Origin of the sequence: Streptomyces sp. NPDC059567 (genome assembly GCF_042735655.1) — a bacterium.
In the GTDB taxonomy this organism is placed as follows: domain Bacteria; phylum Actinomycetota; class Actinomycetes; order Streptomycetales; family Streptomycetaceae; genus Streptomyces.
Genome location: NZ_JBHWBS010000084.1, coordinates 1 through 14,172, shown reverse-complemented (window position 1 = coordinate 14,172; position 14,172 = coordinate 1). Strand labels below are relative to the sequence as shown.

Sequence of the window (14,172 nt, the reverse complement as noted above, 5' to 3'; positions counted from 1 at the left end):
CACACGGCGCCGGAGGCCGTGATCAGGTAAGCGACGACAGCTTCCTTGACCTGCACAAATGGATGCTCAAGATCACGCGCGCGAACGAGGCACACGCCGCTCACACGAGAGGCGCGCAGCCGGGTACCCGCCGTTCCCTGCTCGGGTGCGCCCGGCCTCCGCCCCGGCCCGGCGGCCGCGCGGGGCCGGAGCTGTGGAGGCTGGACGGATCACGCGTCGGGGTTCATGCCATTCGCGGTCTTCTTCAGCCGGTCGATCTGCAGTCTCGCGAAGTCGTTGTAGTTCGGCTTCTCCACGAAGGTGCCGTCGCCGTTCACCACTGCGACGACGCTGCCGATCCGCATCATGACCATGGTCTCGCCGTCGGCGTCCTCGAAGGCATCGGTCTCCTCGGCGCCCGCGTCGATCTCCACGGGCTTCGCCTTTCCGTCCTTCTCGGCCTTGCTGCGCTCCTCGGTGACCAGGGCCTTGTACGTGGCTCTGGCGTCGTCCGGGCTCTGGAAGGCCAGGATGCCGAAGACGACCTCACCGTCGTAGTCGGAGCTGTCGCTCCGACCGCTGTCATCCGTGTCGAAGTCGGTGCCGCCCATACTGAGCAGCCCGCCGCAGTTGGACTCGGTCGATCCGGTGCACGCCTCGACGGCCTCGTCGCCGACCTCGACCTCGATGTCGTCACCCTCGAAGCCCTTGGGGGCGCTCGCCTTGCTGGGGAGGGCGGTGCGGACCATGTCCGCCGTCAGCGTGACCGGAGGCTTGTCGCCGTCCCCACGGAAGGCCTCCAGGCCGTCGTCCGAACCACCACATGCCGTCAGTACGACCATCAGTACCGCTCCGGCCGCGATCCCCCGTGCTGCCTTACTCAACGTCAACCCCTCGCACTCACTACTGATTTGACGTGGACACTCAAGCGCATGAGGGCTGAGCACACCAAATGCGTCTCACCCGTCGCCTGCCGTCGCACCCCGTTCATCTGCAACAGCGGCTTGTCACCGGGATCGTGTCCCCTCCCGTGGCGTAAGGGATCAAGGCGGGTGCTTCGATGCCGTCCTACGACTGGCCACCGCAGCGCTGGCCGAAATGCACGACGAATGGATCGCCTTCCCCCGCCGCCTCCTCTCCGAAGAGAGCATGGCCACCGTCTACGCCACTGCCGACACCGAGGCCCTCCCCGACACTACCGAGGGCTGCTCCCCTCCATCACGGTCGGGGGGACACGATCGACTAAACCGCTCAGGTGCGATGCCGGTCCATGTGCACCTCACCCGGCCGCGCGGCAACCGGGTCAACTCGCCGGGCTGGTCAGGACGCAGTTCGGATAGTCGTGGTCCGGATCGCCGACGGCGGCCCAGAGCTTCAGGACCTTGCCTTGCCTCAAGGTGGCGTAGGAGTCGGGCTCCCGCTCACGCGTTTCGGGGTGAGCGGCGTCGAAGGTCACACCGACGAAGCTTTGCTTCTCGTTGGAGCCTTGCCCCCAGGCGACTGTCCCGGACCAGGTCAAACCCTCGTACCAGCCGACGGCGATGCAGACTTTGTCGGCGATGAACGTCCCGTCCTTCTTCAGCGTGAGGGTGCCGCCGTCGGAATCGGTCCAGGTGGTAGCCACTTCGGCCGGCTTCAGAACGACCGGTTCACCCTCAGGCGGCGGCAGGTCGTAGAGCCTGCCGCAGGCCGTGAGCGCAAGGGCCATGGCGATCAAGATCAGCGCAGTACGACGGGAACGCAACACACTCCACCCCTAGCGGGTTCCGCAGGCCGCATGCGCGACCGATGGGCTCAAGAACCCACGCCGTACCCTGGCGCGGAGTTTGAACATGTTCAAGTCACAGTCGTCGGCGACCACACTTCACGAGGATGAGGCGGCACGGCAGCGAAGTACCGCAAATAGCCCACGGATCACCTTCCCCCCGAACCGCTTCCTGGCCCGGCGCACGCGACGGGCACCGCGACAGGCTGCCGACCACCCAGGGCAGAGAACAGCTGCCCGCCGCTACACCACACCATGGGACATGACCCGTAACCGACAGGCACCTCTCCCCTCGGGGAACGAACAAGGCCCAGGCTCCCGGTTCAGTACCGGTGACCTGGGCCTTCGTCGTGTCTCCTGCTGGTGGGCGCGGACGGTTTCGAACCGCCGACATCTGCTTTGTAAGAGCAGCGCTCTACCCCTGAGCTACGCACCCGTGGAATGAGGCAACAGCGTACATGGCCCACCGGTGGGTCCCGCAAACCGGGCGGGGTCGGGGGGGTAGCCCCACCATCGGACGGTGGGTCGCCGGATCGTGGCGGGGTGGGTGGGGTCCGTACCTTGTGGGGACAGTCAGCGCTTTACCTGGGGGTTTGATCGTCATGGCCGCTCGTCGCCGCATCCGTATGCTCCTCGCCTCCGGCGGGGCCGTCGTCGTCGCTCTCGGGGTCGGTGGGTGTGGGAGTGCCGATGTCGACGGGGCGCCCATCGAGCGGAAGAGCTTCGCCTTCTCCGGCGACGCGCTCACCGTCGACTCCGACAACTCCGCCCTGGAGATCGTGCCCGCCGACATCGAGGACGTGCGGGTCAGCCGGCAGGTCGACGGGTGGGTGTTCATGGGGGACGGGCCCGACGCCACCTGGCGCCTTGACGGCGGGCGGCTCACGCTGCGGGTGGAGTGCGACGCCGTCGCCAGCAACTGCGACTCCGTCCACCGGATCCAGGTCCCCCGCGGCGTCGCCGTGACCGTCGAGGACGACAACGGGAAGGTGACCGCCGACGGGTTCAAGACCCCGCTGAAGGTGCGGTCCGACAACGGCGCCGTCCTCGTCCGCGGGTCCTCCGGCGCGCTCGACCTGGCCAGTAACAACGGCGAGGTCGTCGTCGAGGGCGGCACCACCTCCGGTCAGATCGTCGCGCGGTCCGACAACGGCGCCGTACGGCTCTCCCTGAGCGCCGTACCCGGGCGCGTCGAGGCCGTCAGCAACAACGGGGAGATCGACATCGCGCTCCCCACCGGCCCGGCCTCCTACGACGTCGACGGGCGCAGCGACAACGGCAGCGTCCGGATCGACGTGCCGACCCGCAAGGGCAGCCCCCACGTCGTCACCGCCCGCAGCGACAACGGGGAAGTCGTCGTCCGCAGCGCGAACTGACAGGCCCGTGTGTTCGTCCTTACCTGGTGGGACAATGAACCAGACCGGGCAGGGCGGACACAGCACGGGAGAGGGACGTGGCGGCGACTCACGCGAGGGGCGGTTCGAAGAGCGCCGTGACGACGGGGGCGAAGACGGAAACCGGGGCGGACGTACGACGCGGGGGCGGCATCGGACGGGTCGCGCTTGCGCTGCCTCTGCTCGCCCTCGCCCTTCTTCCCGCCGCCTTCGCCGGCGGCGGTCAGCGGCGCTGGTTCGGTGGGCGCGGCGAGAGTCAGCGGGCCGAGGCGCAGGCCGCCAAGGACGCCGCGGCCGCCGCGTTCTACGAGCTGGACACCGCCCAGCGTGATCTGCGGATCTCCATCGAGACGATCACCGCCGTCGACAGCTCGCCCGGCGCCCGACAAGCCGTCGACGGCTTCTCCGCCCTCGGGCAGCGGATCGACGAGGTCAGCCACGCCTACATCACCGCCGTCGACGCCCACGACCTCGACCGTGACGAGCTCGATGCCGCCACCGCCAACCGTGCCCGCACCGAACTCACCCGCGCCAAGGACGAGCTCGTACGGGTCAAGGGGGAGCTGGACCGGTTCGAGCAGGGGCTCGGGCCGCTGCTCGACAAGGCGGAGACGCAGCTCGCCCGGCTCGCCCCCGCCGTCGAGCGGGCGCGACAGGCGCTCCGGAATGCGAGCACCGCTCTCGACACGGCGCGCCAGTCCGGTCTGCGAGCAGACGATCTCGCCGCGCGCCTCGCCGCCCTCGGCCCCGAACTGACCCGCCTCAACGAAGGCGCCGGCCGCCACGGCGTCCCCGAGACGCTCCAGCGCGCCGACCGCGTCCTGCGCGACGCCGAGGCCGTCCGCGCCGAGGCCGAGCGCCTGCCCGAGCGGGCCGCCGAGACCGACAAACGCCTGGTCTCCCTCCGTACCCGCGCCGAGGCGCTCACCACCCGGGCCGGTGCGGTCGAGCCGGTCCTGTCCGAGCTCCGGCGCCGTTTCTCCGCCGCCTGCTGGCAGGACCTCCAGCACGTGCCCGAGCAGGCAGGCGACAGCGTCCGCAAGGCCGAGGAGAAGCTCAAGGAGGCCGCCAAGGCCCGCGACGAACAGCGCTGGCCCGACGCCACCAGCCTGCTCTCCACGGCCCGCGCCCTGCTCAACACCACCGACGAGGCCGTCTCCGCCGCCGGCGACCGGCTCCGCCGGCTCGAGGCCGTCGCCAAGGACCCGCAGCACGAGATCGACCGCACCCGCTTCGCCATCCGCGACGCCCAGCGCCTCGCCATGGACGGGCGCAACACCCCCGACCCCCGCCACGCCCGCCCCCTCGACGACGCCGTGGGACGGCTCGACCGGGCGATCGGCACGCTGGAGGGACGGCACCCCGACTACTGGCACTTCCTGATGGAACTCGAGGCCGTCCGCACCGCCGCCGCGCGCGTCGTCGAGCAGATCCGCGAGGAGCGTGGCGCCGGGCACCACTCCGGCTAGCCTGTCCGTATGCCTCGTTACGAATACCGCTGCCGGACCTGCGGCGACAGCTTCGAACTCAGCCGTCCGATGGCCGAGTCCTCCGCCCCCGCGTCCTGCCCCGCCGGGCACGACGACACCGTCAAGCTGCTCTCCGCCGTCGCCGTGGGTGGTACGGCGACGGGAGCGGCCGCACCCGCCCCCAGCGGAGGCGGAGGCGGCGGTTGCTGCGGCGGTGGCTGCTGCGGCTGAACGACGGGAGCGGCTGAACAACGGAGGGATTGCACAACGGGAGCGGGGAACGGTTCCGACCAGTTCCCCGAGAAGCGTCAGCTCCCGAGCAGCCCCAGCACCCTCAGCCCCCCAGCCCCCTCCCCAGCACCCTCAGCCCCCCAGCCCCCTCCCGAGCACCCTCAGCCCCCCCAGTCCCCCAGTCCCTCAGCTCCCCAAGTAGCGCAGGATCGCCAGCACCCGTCTGCTGTATCCCTCGCCCCTGCCCGTCAGCTCCAGCTTGTCGAAGATCGCGTTGATGTGTTTCTCCACCGCGCTCTGCGACACGTGCAGCTGCCCGGCGATCGCCGCGTTCGTGTGCCCCTGCGCCATCGCCGCCAGGACGTCGCCCTCCCGCGGTGTCAGCCGGGACAGCGGGTCGGTGTGGGAGGTGCGGACCAGGAGCCGGCGGACGACCTCCGGGTCGAACGCCGTCCGTCCCTCCCCCACCCGCTCCAGCGCGTCCAGGAACTCGTCGACCTGCGCCACCCGGTCCTTGAGCAGGTATCCCACCGCCCCCGACTCACCGGTCAGCAGTTCGGTGGCGTACCGCCGCTCCACGTACTGCGAGAGCACCAGCACGCCGACGTCCGGCCACTCCCGGCGGATCTCCAGGGCCGCCCGCAGCCCCTCGTCCGTGTGCGTCGGCGGCATCCGGACGTCCGCGACGACCACGTCCGGCGGGGCCGCCGCCACCGCCGTCAGCAGTTCGACCGCGTTGCCGACGGCCGCCGTCACCTCGTGGCCCTCCTCGGTCAGGAGCCGTACGAGCCCTTCCCGCAGCAGGGTCGAGTCCTCCGCCAGCATCACGCGCACGGGAGCACCGCCCGCACGACCGTCGGGCCGCCCACCGGGCTGTCCACGGCGAACCGCCCGTCCAGGGCCGCCGTCCGGCTCGCGAGGCCGCTGAGTCCGCTCCCCGACGCGTCCGCGCCGCCCGCTCCGTCGTCCGTCACCCGCACGCTCAACTCCCCTTCCGTCACGGCCACATGTACGTCGATCCGGGTCGCGCCCGCGTGCTTGACCACATTCGTCACCGCCTCCGAGACGACGAAGTACGCCACCGTCTCCGCCGCCCGCGGCAGCGGCCCTCGCACGGCGTACGCCAGCCCCACCGGCAGCGGGCTGCGCTCGGCGACGCTCTCCAGGGCGGCGCGGAGGCCGGCCTCGTCGAGGACGGTCGGGTACACCCGCCAGGCCACCTCGCGCAGTTCGGTCAGCGCGCGCCGGCTCTCCTCGTGGGCCTGGCGCAGCAGTTCGTCGGCGCGCTCCGGGTCGCGGGCGCGCAGCCGACGGGCGCGGCCGAGCAACATGCCGAGGGCGACGAGCCGTTGCTGTACGCCGTCGTGGAGGTCGCGCTCGATACGGCGCCGCTCGTCGTGCACGACGTCCATGACCTCGGCGCGGCTGGTGGCGAGTTGGGCGATCCGGGCCTCCAACGCGTGGGCCTGACGGGGCCCGAGGAGGTGGCGGGCCAGCCGGCCTTCCAGGGAGACGACGCCGAGGGATCCCTGGACGGACAGGAAGAGCAGGAAGAACCCGGCGAGGCTGCCGAAGGCGACGAGCCAGGGGTGGTCGATCTCGGTGATCAGCCAGCCGTAGAAGCCGAAGGTGCCGAGGCCGAGGCCGTACGCGGCGCAGCCGAGGACGACACCGCCGAGGAGTCCGAGAGGCCAGCGTGCGGCGAGGTGGCGCAGGGCCGCGCCGTCTCCCTGGACGCCCGGGAGCTTCACGCCGAGGAAGCGGTCGAGCCGGTTCCGCTCCAGCCGGCCGAGGGCGTGGGCGGCGGCGGTCAGGGTCCGCAGGACGGCGGCTCGGCCGCGTGGCCAGGCGAGTACGGGCAGCAGGGCGAGTCCGCCGACGATCAGGAACAGCAGCTCGACGACGGCGGTCGCGGCCCCGAGGGCGAGACCGGCCGCCACCCGGAGCCAGCGCGTGACGTAGCCGGCGAGAGTCCTCATGATCGGCCACGCTAACGGCAGTCGCCGCCCGCCCGCACTGCGGAAAACCACACCTGTGGATGCCACGGCCACACCTGAGGAAACCCGCAGCCGTGCTGTGCGGCCGGCACCAGTCCGCCGCCCGCTCCGGCTTCCTACCGTCGAAGCCATGGAAACCTGGGTCAACGACCTCATGGACACGCTCGGTGCTCCCGGTGCGGGGATCGCCGTCGCTCTCGAGAACCTCTTCCCGCCGATCCCGAGTGAGGTGATCCTGCCGCTCGCGGGGTTCGCCTCCGCGAGCGGCCGGATGGATCTGCTCGCCGCACTGCTGTGGACGACGGCCGGCTCGGTGATCGGCGCGCTCGCCCTGTACGGGGTGGGGGCGCTGCTGGGCCGGGAGCGGACCGTCGCGATCGCGGCGAGGCTGCCGCTGGTGAAGGTCGCGGACATCGAACGCACGGAGGCGTGGTTCGCGCGGCACGGCACCAAGGCCGTGTTCTTCGGGCGGATGGTGCCGGTCTTCCGCAGTCTGATCTCCGTGCCCGCGGGCATCGAACGGATGCCGCTGCCCGTCTTCCTCGTCCTGACGACGCTGGGCAGCGCGATCTGGAACACCGCCTTCGTGCTGGCCGGTTACGCGCTCGGCGACAACTGGGAGCAGGTCACCGGCTATGTGTCGGTGTACTCGAAGGCGGTGCTCGTGACGGCCGCGGGTGCGGTGGTGTGCTTCGTGGGGCTGCGGCTGTTCAGGCCGGGTCGGGGAGTACGGCGGGGGATCCGTTGAGCTGTGTCGGCACCGAAGCGTGGTGCTCGGCCACGGTCGCCCGGAACCGGCGGAGGATCTCCTCGCCCGCCGCCACGCCGCGCTCGCCGAGGATGTCGAGGTGCGGGGCGGTCCAGGCCGTGTCGGCGAGCTCGCCGTGGCCGGGCCGCCAGGCGCGGTCGGCGGCGAGCAGCAGGTCGGCGTCGAGGAGGGAGTCCCCGGCGGCCAGGGTGAGCGTGGCGCCGCAGCGGCGCGCGACCTCGCGCATCGCCGCGCTCTTGGTGAGCGGTTTGGGCACGGCGTACACCTTCCGGCCCTGGAGGGAGACCGTCCAGCCGCGGTCCTCGGCCCAGTCGCCGAACCGCTTCAGCCACTCTTCCGGCAGCCGCTCGCGCTCCACGACGAGGTACGCGAAGAGGTCCTCGGCGACCCGGTGCTTGCGCACCCAGGACAGGTCCGTGGTGGCGGTGAAGTAGGCGCGGATCTCGGCGAGCGGAGCGCACTCGTCGGCCAGTCGGCGCACCACTGCCTCGTGCCAGTCGCGGTCGGTGGCGCCGTCGACGAGGATGTGCCCGCCGTTGGCGCAGATCGCGTACTTCGGTGCGGGTCCGGGGAGTTGGATGCGCTGGTACTGCTTGCGGGTGCGGGTCGTGGTGGGTACGAAGACGGCTTCGGTGCCCAGGTGCTCCAGGAGCACGGCCGCGTCCTCGGTCATGTACGACAGCGGCTTGGACTCGTGCACCTCGATGCTGAGCAGCCGGGGTGCCTGCGCGTCGGGCATGCCGAGCGCGAGGGCGGCGGAGGAGTAGATCAGCGTACGGTCGAGGTCGCTCGCGACCATCACGGTGCCGGTCACTGGGAGACCACCGCCTTCCCGTCGGCGCCTGTGGCGCCTCTCGTGTACTGGGGGTGGATCAGTCCCACGCAGGTGTACGGGAGTCCGTCGACCTCTTCGACGGGCACCCCGCGCTGCTCGGCGAGCAGCCGTACGTGTGCGAGGTCGGCGCCGGCACCGCGCTGGGCGAGGATCTTCCAGGGGACGCGGCGCAGCAGGACCCGGGTGGTCTCGCCGACGCCGGGCTTGACCAGGTTGACGTCGTGGATGCCGTACTCCTCGCTGATCCGCTCGACGGCCGCCCAGCCCTCCCAGGTGGGGGTGCGGTCGGCGGTGAGCAGCTCCTTGACGGCGGTGTCGACGTCCTCGGCGACCTCGTCGAAACGGGCGGTGACGGCGTCGAGGAAGTGGTTGGAGACATCGGCGCCGGCGAGCTCGCGGTAGAACTTGCCGCCGTGGAAGTCGTCGGGGCCGACGAGGTCGGCGCGCAGGACCGTACGCGATATCAGGCCGGATACGGTGGAGTTGAGGCAGGCGGACGGGATGAGGAAGTCCTCGCGGGTGCCGTAGGTGCGCACGCAGGAGCCGGGGTCGGCGAGGACGGCGATCTCCGGGTCGAAGCCGGTGATCCCCTCGGCGCGCTCGAACTCCTCTATCGCCTCGGCGAGTTCGCGGGTGATGGCGCCCTTGCCGGTCCAGCCGTCGACGAACACGACGTCGGCCGGGTCGTGGTGGGCGGCGAGCCAGCGCAGCGCGTTGGCGTCGATGCCGCGGCCGCGCACGATGGAGACGGCGTAGTGGGGCAGGTCGAGGCCGTGGCGGGCCTGGGCCCAGCGGCGCATGAGGACGCCGACGGGGGTGCCGGCGCGGGCGAGGGAGACGAGGACGGGCGTGCCGGCCTTCTCGGCGAGGACGGTCTCGGTGACGGTGCCGACGGCGCGGGCGATCCGGGCGGCGGAGGTCTCCAAGGCGGCGTGGAAGAGCTCCTGGTACCGGTCGCTCGGCTGGTACTCGACCGGCAGCGACTCGGCGTAGTGGGCGCCTCCACTCTGGATCGCCTCCTCGCGCTCCTCGGTCGGGGCCTCCAACTCGACGTCCGAGAGGTCCTGGAGCAGCCAGCCGACCTCCTCGGGGGCGTACGAGGAGAAGGCGGGGCCGCGGAGGGGCTCGGGCAGCATGGAGCTCCTTTCGGGAGCTTCGGTGGCGGGAGCGGGAATCGAAGCGGGGGATGGAATCGACGCGGAGACGGGAATCGACGCGGACACCCGTCCGTACGACGGGACGTACGGGGGGACGTACGAGGGGACGACGGCGAGGACCACGTGCGGGATGTGCTCCGCGAGCCGGGCCAGCAGGCCGTCGGGGGCATGCAGCTCGGGGGTGTCGGCGACGGAGTCGACGACGGCGACGACGGCGTCGAAGCCGGCGCCTGCGACGTTGTAGGCGTACCGCTCGCCGGGCCCGTCGGCGGGCTCGTCGTGGGCGGGGAAGACGAGCCGGGTGCGTATCGCGTAGCCGGGGTCGTCGACGGCGAGGACGGGCGAACGGGTGGTGGTGGAGTACGAGACGTCGAGACCGCGCTCCTCCAGGGCGACCCCGAGCGCGAGCGGCGCGTACATCAGCTCCTCGAAGCCGAGGACGAGGACGCGAGCGGGGCCCGTGGGCGGGAGCGCCTCGGCGAGCCGCGCCGTCAGCGCCGGGAGGGCCACCTCCAGGCGGGAGCGGTGCTCCGGTGTGAAGCCGTGGCGGCCGCCGTCCGGCACGCCCTGGGGCCAGTCCAGGTCGACCCGTACGGGCGAAGCCGTACCGCGCGGCGCGGGGACGGCGGTACCGGCCTGCGGGGCGTGATCCGCGGCCGGCAGGGCAGGCGTGCCGGGCGCGGCCGCCTCGTACCGCGCCACGAGCTCCTGGCCCTTCTCCAGGACGCCCTCCGGCAGGCCCACCGTGCCCGCCGCGAGGGTCAGCAGGTCCACACGGGCGCCGATCTCGGCCGCGAAGGCCGTGAGCCGGTCCCGGTCGGCGGGGGTGCGCATGTCGACCAGGGCGACGATCACGTACCGGTCGCGCGGGTAGCGTTCGTGCAGGTCCCGGATGGTGTTGAGGACCGTGTTGCCGGTGGAGAACTCGTCGTCGACGAGGACCAGCGGGCCGTCACCGGCCAGCAGCTTCGGGTCCTCCGGGAGCAGCAGGTGCGAGGTGGCGTGCGAGTGGGACTCCTCGAAGCCGCCGGCCGGGGCGACGCCCGCCACCGGCCGCCGGGTGGAGTGCAGGTAGGGGGCGAGGCCGACGCCGTCGGCGACGCTGTGGCCGAGGCCGGTCGCCGTCTCCGCGTACCCGAGGACGACGGCCCGTGCCGCCTCCTCGTCGCCGAGCAGCTCACGTACGCGTACGCCCAGGTCGTACCCGGCGCCGTGGACCACCGAGGGGCGCTGCGGCACGTGCTTGCCGAGCACGTTGGAGACCAGCAGATGCGCGCGCTTCGGGTTGCGGCGCAGTGCGAGGCCCAACAGGCCCGGGAGCTCCTCGCCGCCGATCAGTTCGACGCCCAGTCGCTCCGCGACCCACGTTCCCGACCACACCACGTCGTCCATCACCTTCCGTCAGCCGGCCAGTCCGGCGGTGAGCAGATCGACGAAGCCGACGTCCTCCTTGGCGACGCCGAAGACCTCGGCGCGCAGGAGGGTCCGTTCGGCCCACGCGCGATGCGGCTTCACCTCGTTCATCTTGTTCGTGTACGCGGAACGCATCACGCCGCCCCCGCCGCGTTCGGGCCGCAGGATGTCCTGGGCGTCGCTGTACTCCTCGTGGCTGACCACGGAGAGCGCATGCACCGGCACCACATGGGTGGGGTGGATGCAGGTCTTGCCGAGCAGGCCGTTGGCCCGGTCGAGTTCGATCTCGCGCAGCAGCCCGTCGAGGTCGTGCTCGATGAGCGCGGTGCGCAGGTCCTCCGCGCGGCCCTCCAGGAAGGGGCTGCGGCGCAGCTGGGGCTTGAACATGCGCTCGCCGAGCCGGAAGTACTCCCAGACGGGCCCGGTGATGGTGAAGCCGGTGCCGTCGGAGCGGCCGAGGACGTTGACGACGTCGGCGATGACATGGGCGACGAGCTGGACGTCGTAGGCCGTCATGTCGGGCGAGCGGCGCAGCCCGTACGCGGAGCAGAAGTCGGTGACGCCGAGGCGCAGGGCGAGGACCCGCTCCCGGTGCTTGTCCACGGTCGCGGCGATACCGGCGAGGGTCGCGGCGCGGGTCTCCAGGTGCAGAAGCTCGGGCGATTCGAGGACGGGCATGGCGAAAAGCCGCCGTCCGCTGTCCCTCTCGGCGACGGTGAGGGATTCGAGGAAGGCCCGTCCGCGGGTCTCGGTGAACTTCGGCAGCACGAAGCCGGACAGCAGGCGGACGCTGTCGCCGAGCCGTGCGACCAGATCGGTGATCTGGTGGGGCTCACGGACCCGGATGAAGAGCAGGGGCACGTCCTGGGGGGCGTCCGCCGCCGCGAGGTCGGCGAACTGGCGGACGAGATTGGCCTCGGCCGCCTCCACATCGGCGTCGTCGATGGAGTCCTCCAGGCACAGCACCATGGAGACGACCCCGCGAGCGGCCTGTTTGCGCACGTCGTCGGCGAGCCGCGGCCGGGTGGCCGGGCTGTAGAGGGTGGCCCCCAGGGCCACGGCGAGCGTGCTCGCGGGCGAGTCGGCGGTGAACTCGGCCGGCTCCTGGTGGAACAGCCCGGCCCGCGAAGCGGACGGGATGTGCCCGAAATGACGCATGTAACTCCCCCGACTGCCTCTGTGGGCCCTGACGACATGTGGCCGGTAATAGTACGTAGGTGCGGGTGTCCTTAGTTCCCTTCCAGCATGAAATCCAGGTAACTCATCCGCATCCGGTGTATCTCTCCCCGTTCGCCATGGCCCCCGCGTTGTCCACGGGCAGACCGGGAAGGCAGGATGACGGTCATGACGCACGCGATGCTGAAGGGCTCCAACGTCCCTCTCGACACCGCGGCCGTACGGGCCGTGCTCCGCTGGACCCCCGGACCGGGGGTCCCCGACGTGGATGCCTCCGCGCTGCTCCTCGGCGCCGACGGCCGTGTGCGTTCCGACGAGGACTTCGTCTTCTACAACCAGCCGCGTCACCCCTCGGGGCTGGTGCGGCGGCTGCCGAAGAAGCGGGTGGCGGAGGGGCTGACCGACACGGTCGAGGCCGATCTCGGCGGGCTCGACCCGTCCGTCGACCAGGTGGTGATCGCGGCCTCCTCGGACGGCGACACCTTCCGCTCCGTCTCCGACCTGCGGATCCTGCTGTACGACGCCGGTGCGGCGGACGGGGAGCCGCTGGCCCTGTTCGACGTGAAGGCGGAGACGGGCGAGGAGACGGCGATCATCTGCGGCGAGCTGTACCGCCGCGGGGACGGCTGGAAGTTCCGCGCGGTGGGGCAGGGCTATCCCACCGGGCTCGTCGGGCTCGCCACCGACTTCGGGATCTCGGTGGACGAGGGCACGGACGACGGGACGTCCGGCTCGGGAGCGGGCGAGGCTCCGGCCGCCGCGGACCCGGGGCTCGACGCGACGGTCGTCCAGCCCCCCGTGCCCGTACCGCCGCAGCCCACCACTCCCCCGGCGCCCGTGCCCGGCTACGGCTACCCGCAGCCGGCCACGCCCGCGCAGCCCTCGTACGGCTACCCACAGCCCGCCTCCCCGGCGCAGCCCTCGTACGGCTATCCCCAGCCCGCCTCGCCCGCGCAGCCCGCCTACGGCTACCCGCAGCCCGCGGCGGCCGCCGCGCCCGCTCCGGACCCGAACTTCCGGCTGCCTCCGATGGGCCCGCAGTTCGTCCGCCCGTAAGACCGGCCTCGGCTCTGCCCGTGAGGCCACGGGTCAGGCCTTGGTCTTGTAGCCGCGCCCCCACTGCAGGCCCCACCCGTACAGCCGGTCCAGTTCGGCCTGGAAGCCGTACACGAACTTCACCTCGCGGCGGACGATCAGCTCGTCCTTGGCCTTCTCGACGGTGAACACCGCGCAGGAGCGGGCCTGCGGGGCGCGCTCGTCCAGTTCGATCTCGATCCGCGGCCCGTTACTGGGGTAGAGCGTGACCTTGGCGTGCGTGCGGTCGAAGGCCGGGGTCTGGTCGTAGATGTAGACGAAGAACAGCAGCCGCTTGATCGCGTCCCGGTGGTCGAGGTTGACGAAGATCGTCTCGCCGGACGAGCCGCCGAACCGGTCGTCGCCGCTCAGGTTCACGTACGGCGGCGCGTTCAGCGATCCGAAGAAGTTGCCGAGCGGCTGCACGACGCCCTTGCTGCCGTCCGCGAGCTCGTACATGCAGCCGAGGTCCAGGTCGACGTTGACCATGCTCTGGGTGTGCGCCTGGACGACCTCGGGCTTGAAGAGCTTCGAGGGGTGGCGGAGCAGCTGGCCGCTCTGGCGTGAGCGGCCCTCGATGTCGGAGGTGCGCATCCGCCAGGAGAGGTTGACCCGGAGATTTCCGGTGGCGGCGCCCTGTTTGGTCAGGGAGACCGTCGGGCGCCGTTTGGTGAGGTCGATGGAGTTGCTGGACGCGCTGCCCGAGTCGAACTGCGCGGCCCTGCCCGGAAAGAGGCCGTCCCAGAAGGCCATGTGTCCCCACCCCCCACTTGATGCCATGGCATACGCGGCGGGGGGGGGGGGGGTGGTCGAGCCGAGTTTGGGGTCGGCCCCGCCCCGCACCTCACCCGCCTCGTTCTTCGTCTACTTCGACTCCCTCCTCGGCTGGGAGCCCTTCCGTGCCGCCCAGTAC

Annotated in this window: 12 protein-coding genes, 1 tRNA gene and 2 pseudogenes; 6 read left to right on the top strand and 9 right to left on the bottom strand. The window is 71.5% G+C overall.

The genetic code is table 11. From position 1 onward, the window contains the following. Positions 1–209 precede the first annotated feature (209 nt). The 3 genes from ACFVZW_RS28635 to ACFVZW_RS28625 all read right to left on the bottom strand — a co-directional run bounded on the left by ACFVZW_RS28635 (position 210) and on the right by ACFVZW_RS28625 (position 2,180). On the bottom strand, positions 210–863 hold the full coding sequence (locus tag ACFVZW_RS28635; RefSeq protein ID WP_384527011.1) for a hypothetical protein: 654 nt from the start codon (positions 861–863) through the stop codon (positions 210–212). Between the two features lie 419 nt (positions 864–1,282). Beyond that, on the bottom strand, positions 1,283–1,687 hold the full coding sequence (locus ACFVZW_RS28630; protein WP_384527008.1) for a hypothetical protein: 405 nt from the start codon (positions 1,685–1,687) through the stop codon (positions 1,283–1,285). A 418-nt stretch (positions 1,688–2,105) separates the two neighbouring features. Further along, positions 2,106–2,180: transfer RNA gene (locus ACFVZW_RS28625), tRNA-Val, on the bottom strand. 166 nt (positions 2,181–2,346) lie between these two features. Here ACFVZW_RS28625 and ACFVZW_RS28620 point away from each other — a divergent pair. From ACFVZW_RS28620 to ACFVZW_RS28610, 3 genes are all read left to right on the top strand, one after another. Further along, complete coding sequence (locus tag ACFVZW_RS28620) at positions 2,347–3,120, top strand: DUF4097 family beta strand repeat-containing protein (protein WP_384527005.1); 774 nt, start codon at positions 2,347–2,349, stop codon at positions 3,118–3,120. A 170-nt stretch (positions 3,121–3,290) separates the two neighbouring features. Then, a complete protein-coding gene (locus ACFVZW_RS28615) occupies positions 3,291–4,607 on the top strand; it encodes a hypothetical protein (protein WP_384527074.1) in 1,317 nt (438 codons plus the stop codon). A 9-nt stretch (positions 4,608–4,616) separates the two neighbouring features. After that, entirely contained in the window at positions 4,617–4,838 is a 222-nt protein-coding gene (locus tag ACFVZW_RS28610) for a zinc ribbon domain-containing protein (RefSeq protein ID WP_384527002.1), read from the top strand. A 186-nt stretch (positions 4,839–5,024) separates the two neighbouring features. Here the strand turns inward: ACFVZW_RS28610 and ACFVZW_RS28605 are convergent, their stop codons facing one another. Beyond that, entirely contained in the window at positions 5,025–5,663 is a 639-nt protein-coding gene (locus ACFVZW_RS28605) for a response regulator (protein WP_384527071.1), read from the bottom strand. Beyond that, positions 5,663–6,817 carry a sensor histidine kinase gene (locus tag ACFVZW_RS28600; protein WP_384526999.1) on the bottom strand — a complete coding sequence of 385 codons (1,155 nt, stop codon included), beginning with the start codon at positions 6,815–6,817 and terminating at the stop codon, positions 5,663–5,665. The genes ACFVZW_RS28605 and ACFVZW_RS28600 overlap by 1 nt, the downstream gene beginning before the upstream one ends. 148 nt (positions 6,818–6,965) lie before the next feature. Between ACFVZW_RS28600 and ACFVZW_RS28595 the strand changes: the two are divergent. Then, positions 6,966–7,571, top strand: a pseudogene (locus ACFVZW_RS28595) (DedA family protein); the annotation flags it as partial. Here ACFVZW_RS28595 and ACFVZW_RS28590 read toward each other — a convergent pair. The 3 genes from ACFVZW_RS28590 to ACFVZW_RS28580 are packed head-to-tail and all read right to left on the bottom strand — an operon-like array spanning position 7,546 to position 12,167. Further along, a complete protein-coding gene (locus ACFVZW_RS28590) occupies positions 7,546–8,403 on the bottom strand; it encodes an HAD family hydrolase (RefSeq protein ID WP_384527069.1) in 858 nt (285 codons plus the stop codon). The pseudogene ACFVZW_RS28595 and the gene ACFVZW_RS28590 overlap by 26 nt on opposite strands. Before the next feature lie 11 nt (positions 8,404–8,414). Beyond that, complete coding sequence (locus ACFVZW_RS28585) at positions 8,415–10,988, bottom strand: phosphoribosyltransferase (protein WP_384526996.1); 2,574 nt, start codon at positions 10,986–10,988, stop codon at positions 8,415–8,417. A gap of 9 nt (positions 10,989–10,997) precedes the next feature. Continuing rightward, entirely contained in the window at positions 10,998–12,167 is a 1,170-nt protein-coding gene (locus ACFVZW_RS28580; protein WP_384526994.1) for an HpcH/HpaI aldolase/citrate lyase family protein, read from the bottom strand. Positions 12,168–12,344: 177 nt separating this feature from the next. On the opposite strand from ACFVZW_RS28580, the gene ACFVZW_RS28575 reads away from it, so the two are divergent. Further along, the gene (locus ACFVZW_RS28575) at positions 12,345–13,241 is read left to right on the top strand and encodes a TerD family protein (protein WP_384526991.1); all 897 of its coding nucleotides are present in this window, start codon (positions 12,345–12,347) and stop codon (positions 13,239–13,241) included. Positions 13,242–13,274: 33 nt separating this feature from the next. Here the strand turns inward: ACFVZW_RS28575 and ACFVZW_RS28570 are convergent, their stop codons facing one another. Then, positions 13,275–14,012, bottom strand: coding sequence for a Tellurium resistance (locus tag ACFVZW_RS28570; RefSeq protein WP_384526988.1), 738 nt, complete (start codon positions 14,010–14,012; stop codon positions 13,275–13,277). Positions 14,013–14,043: 31 nt separating this feature from the next. On the opposite strand from ACFVZW_RS28570, the pseudogene ACFVZW_RS28565 reads away from it, so the two are divergent. Next, positions 14,044–14,172 (top strand): annotated as a pseudogene (locus tag ACFVZW_RS28565) (hydrolase TatD); the annotation flags it as partial.

Coding starts and splice junctions, on each gene's coding strand:
- ACFVZW_RS28630 (WP_384527008.1), bottom strand. CDS start 1,687: ATGGCCCTTGCGCTCACGGCCTGCGGCAGGCTCTACGACCTGCCGCCG.
- ACFVZW_RS28620 (WP_384527005.1), top strand. CDS start 2,347: ATGGCCGCTCGTCGCCGCATCCGTATGCTCCTCGCCTCCGGCGGGGCC.
- ACFVZW_RS28610 (WP_384527002.1), top strand. CDS start 4,617: ATGCCTCGTTACGAATACCGCTGCCGGACCTGCGGCGACAGCTTCGAA.
- ACFVZW_RS28605 (WP_384527071.1), bottom strand. CDS start 5,663: ATGCTGGCGGAGGACTCGACCCTGCTGCGGGAAGGGCTCGTACGGCTC.
- ACFVZW_RS28600 (WP_384526999.1), bottom strand. CDS start 6,817: ATGAGGACTCTCGCCGGCTACGTCACGCGCTGGCTCCGGGTGGCGGCC.
- ACFVZW_RS28590 (WP_384527069.1), bottom strand. CDS start 8,403: ATGGTCGCGAGCGACCTCGACCGTACGCTGATCTACTCCTCCGCCGCC.
- ACFVZW_RS28585 (WP_384526996.1), bottom strand. CDS start 10,988: ATGGACGACGTGGTGTGGTCGGGAACGTGGGTCGCGGAGCGACTGGGC.
- ACFVZW_RS28580 (WP_384526994.1), bottom strand. CDS start 12,167: ATGCGTCATTTCGGGCACATCCCGTCCGCTTCGCGGGCCGGGCTGTTC.
- ACFVZW_RS28575 (WP_384526991.1), top strand. CDS start 12,345: ATGACGGTCATGACGCACGCGATGCTGAAGGGCTCCAACGTCCCTCTC.
- ACFVZW_RS28570 (WP_384526988.1), bottom strand. CDS start 14,012: ATGGCCTTCTGGGACGGCCTCTTTCCGGGCAGGGCCGCGCAGTTCGAC.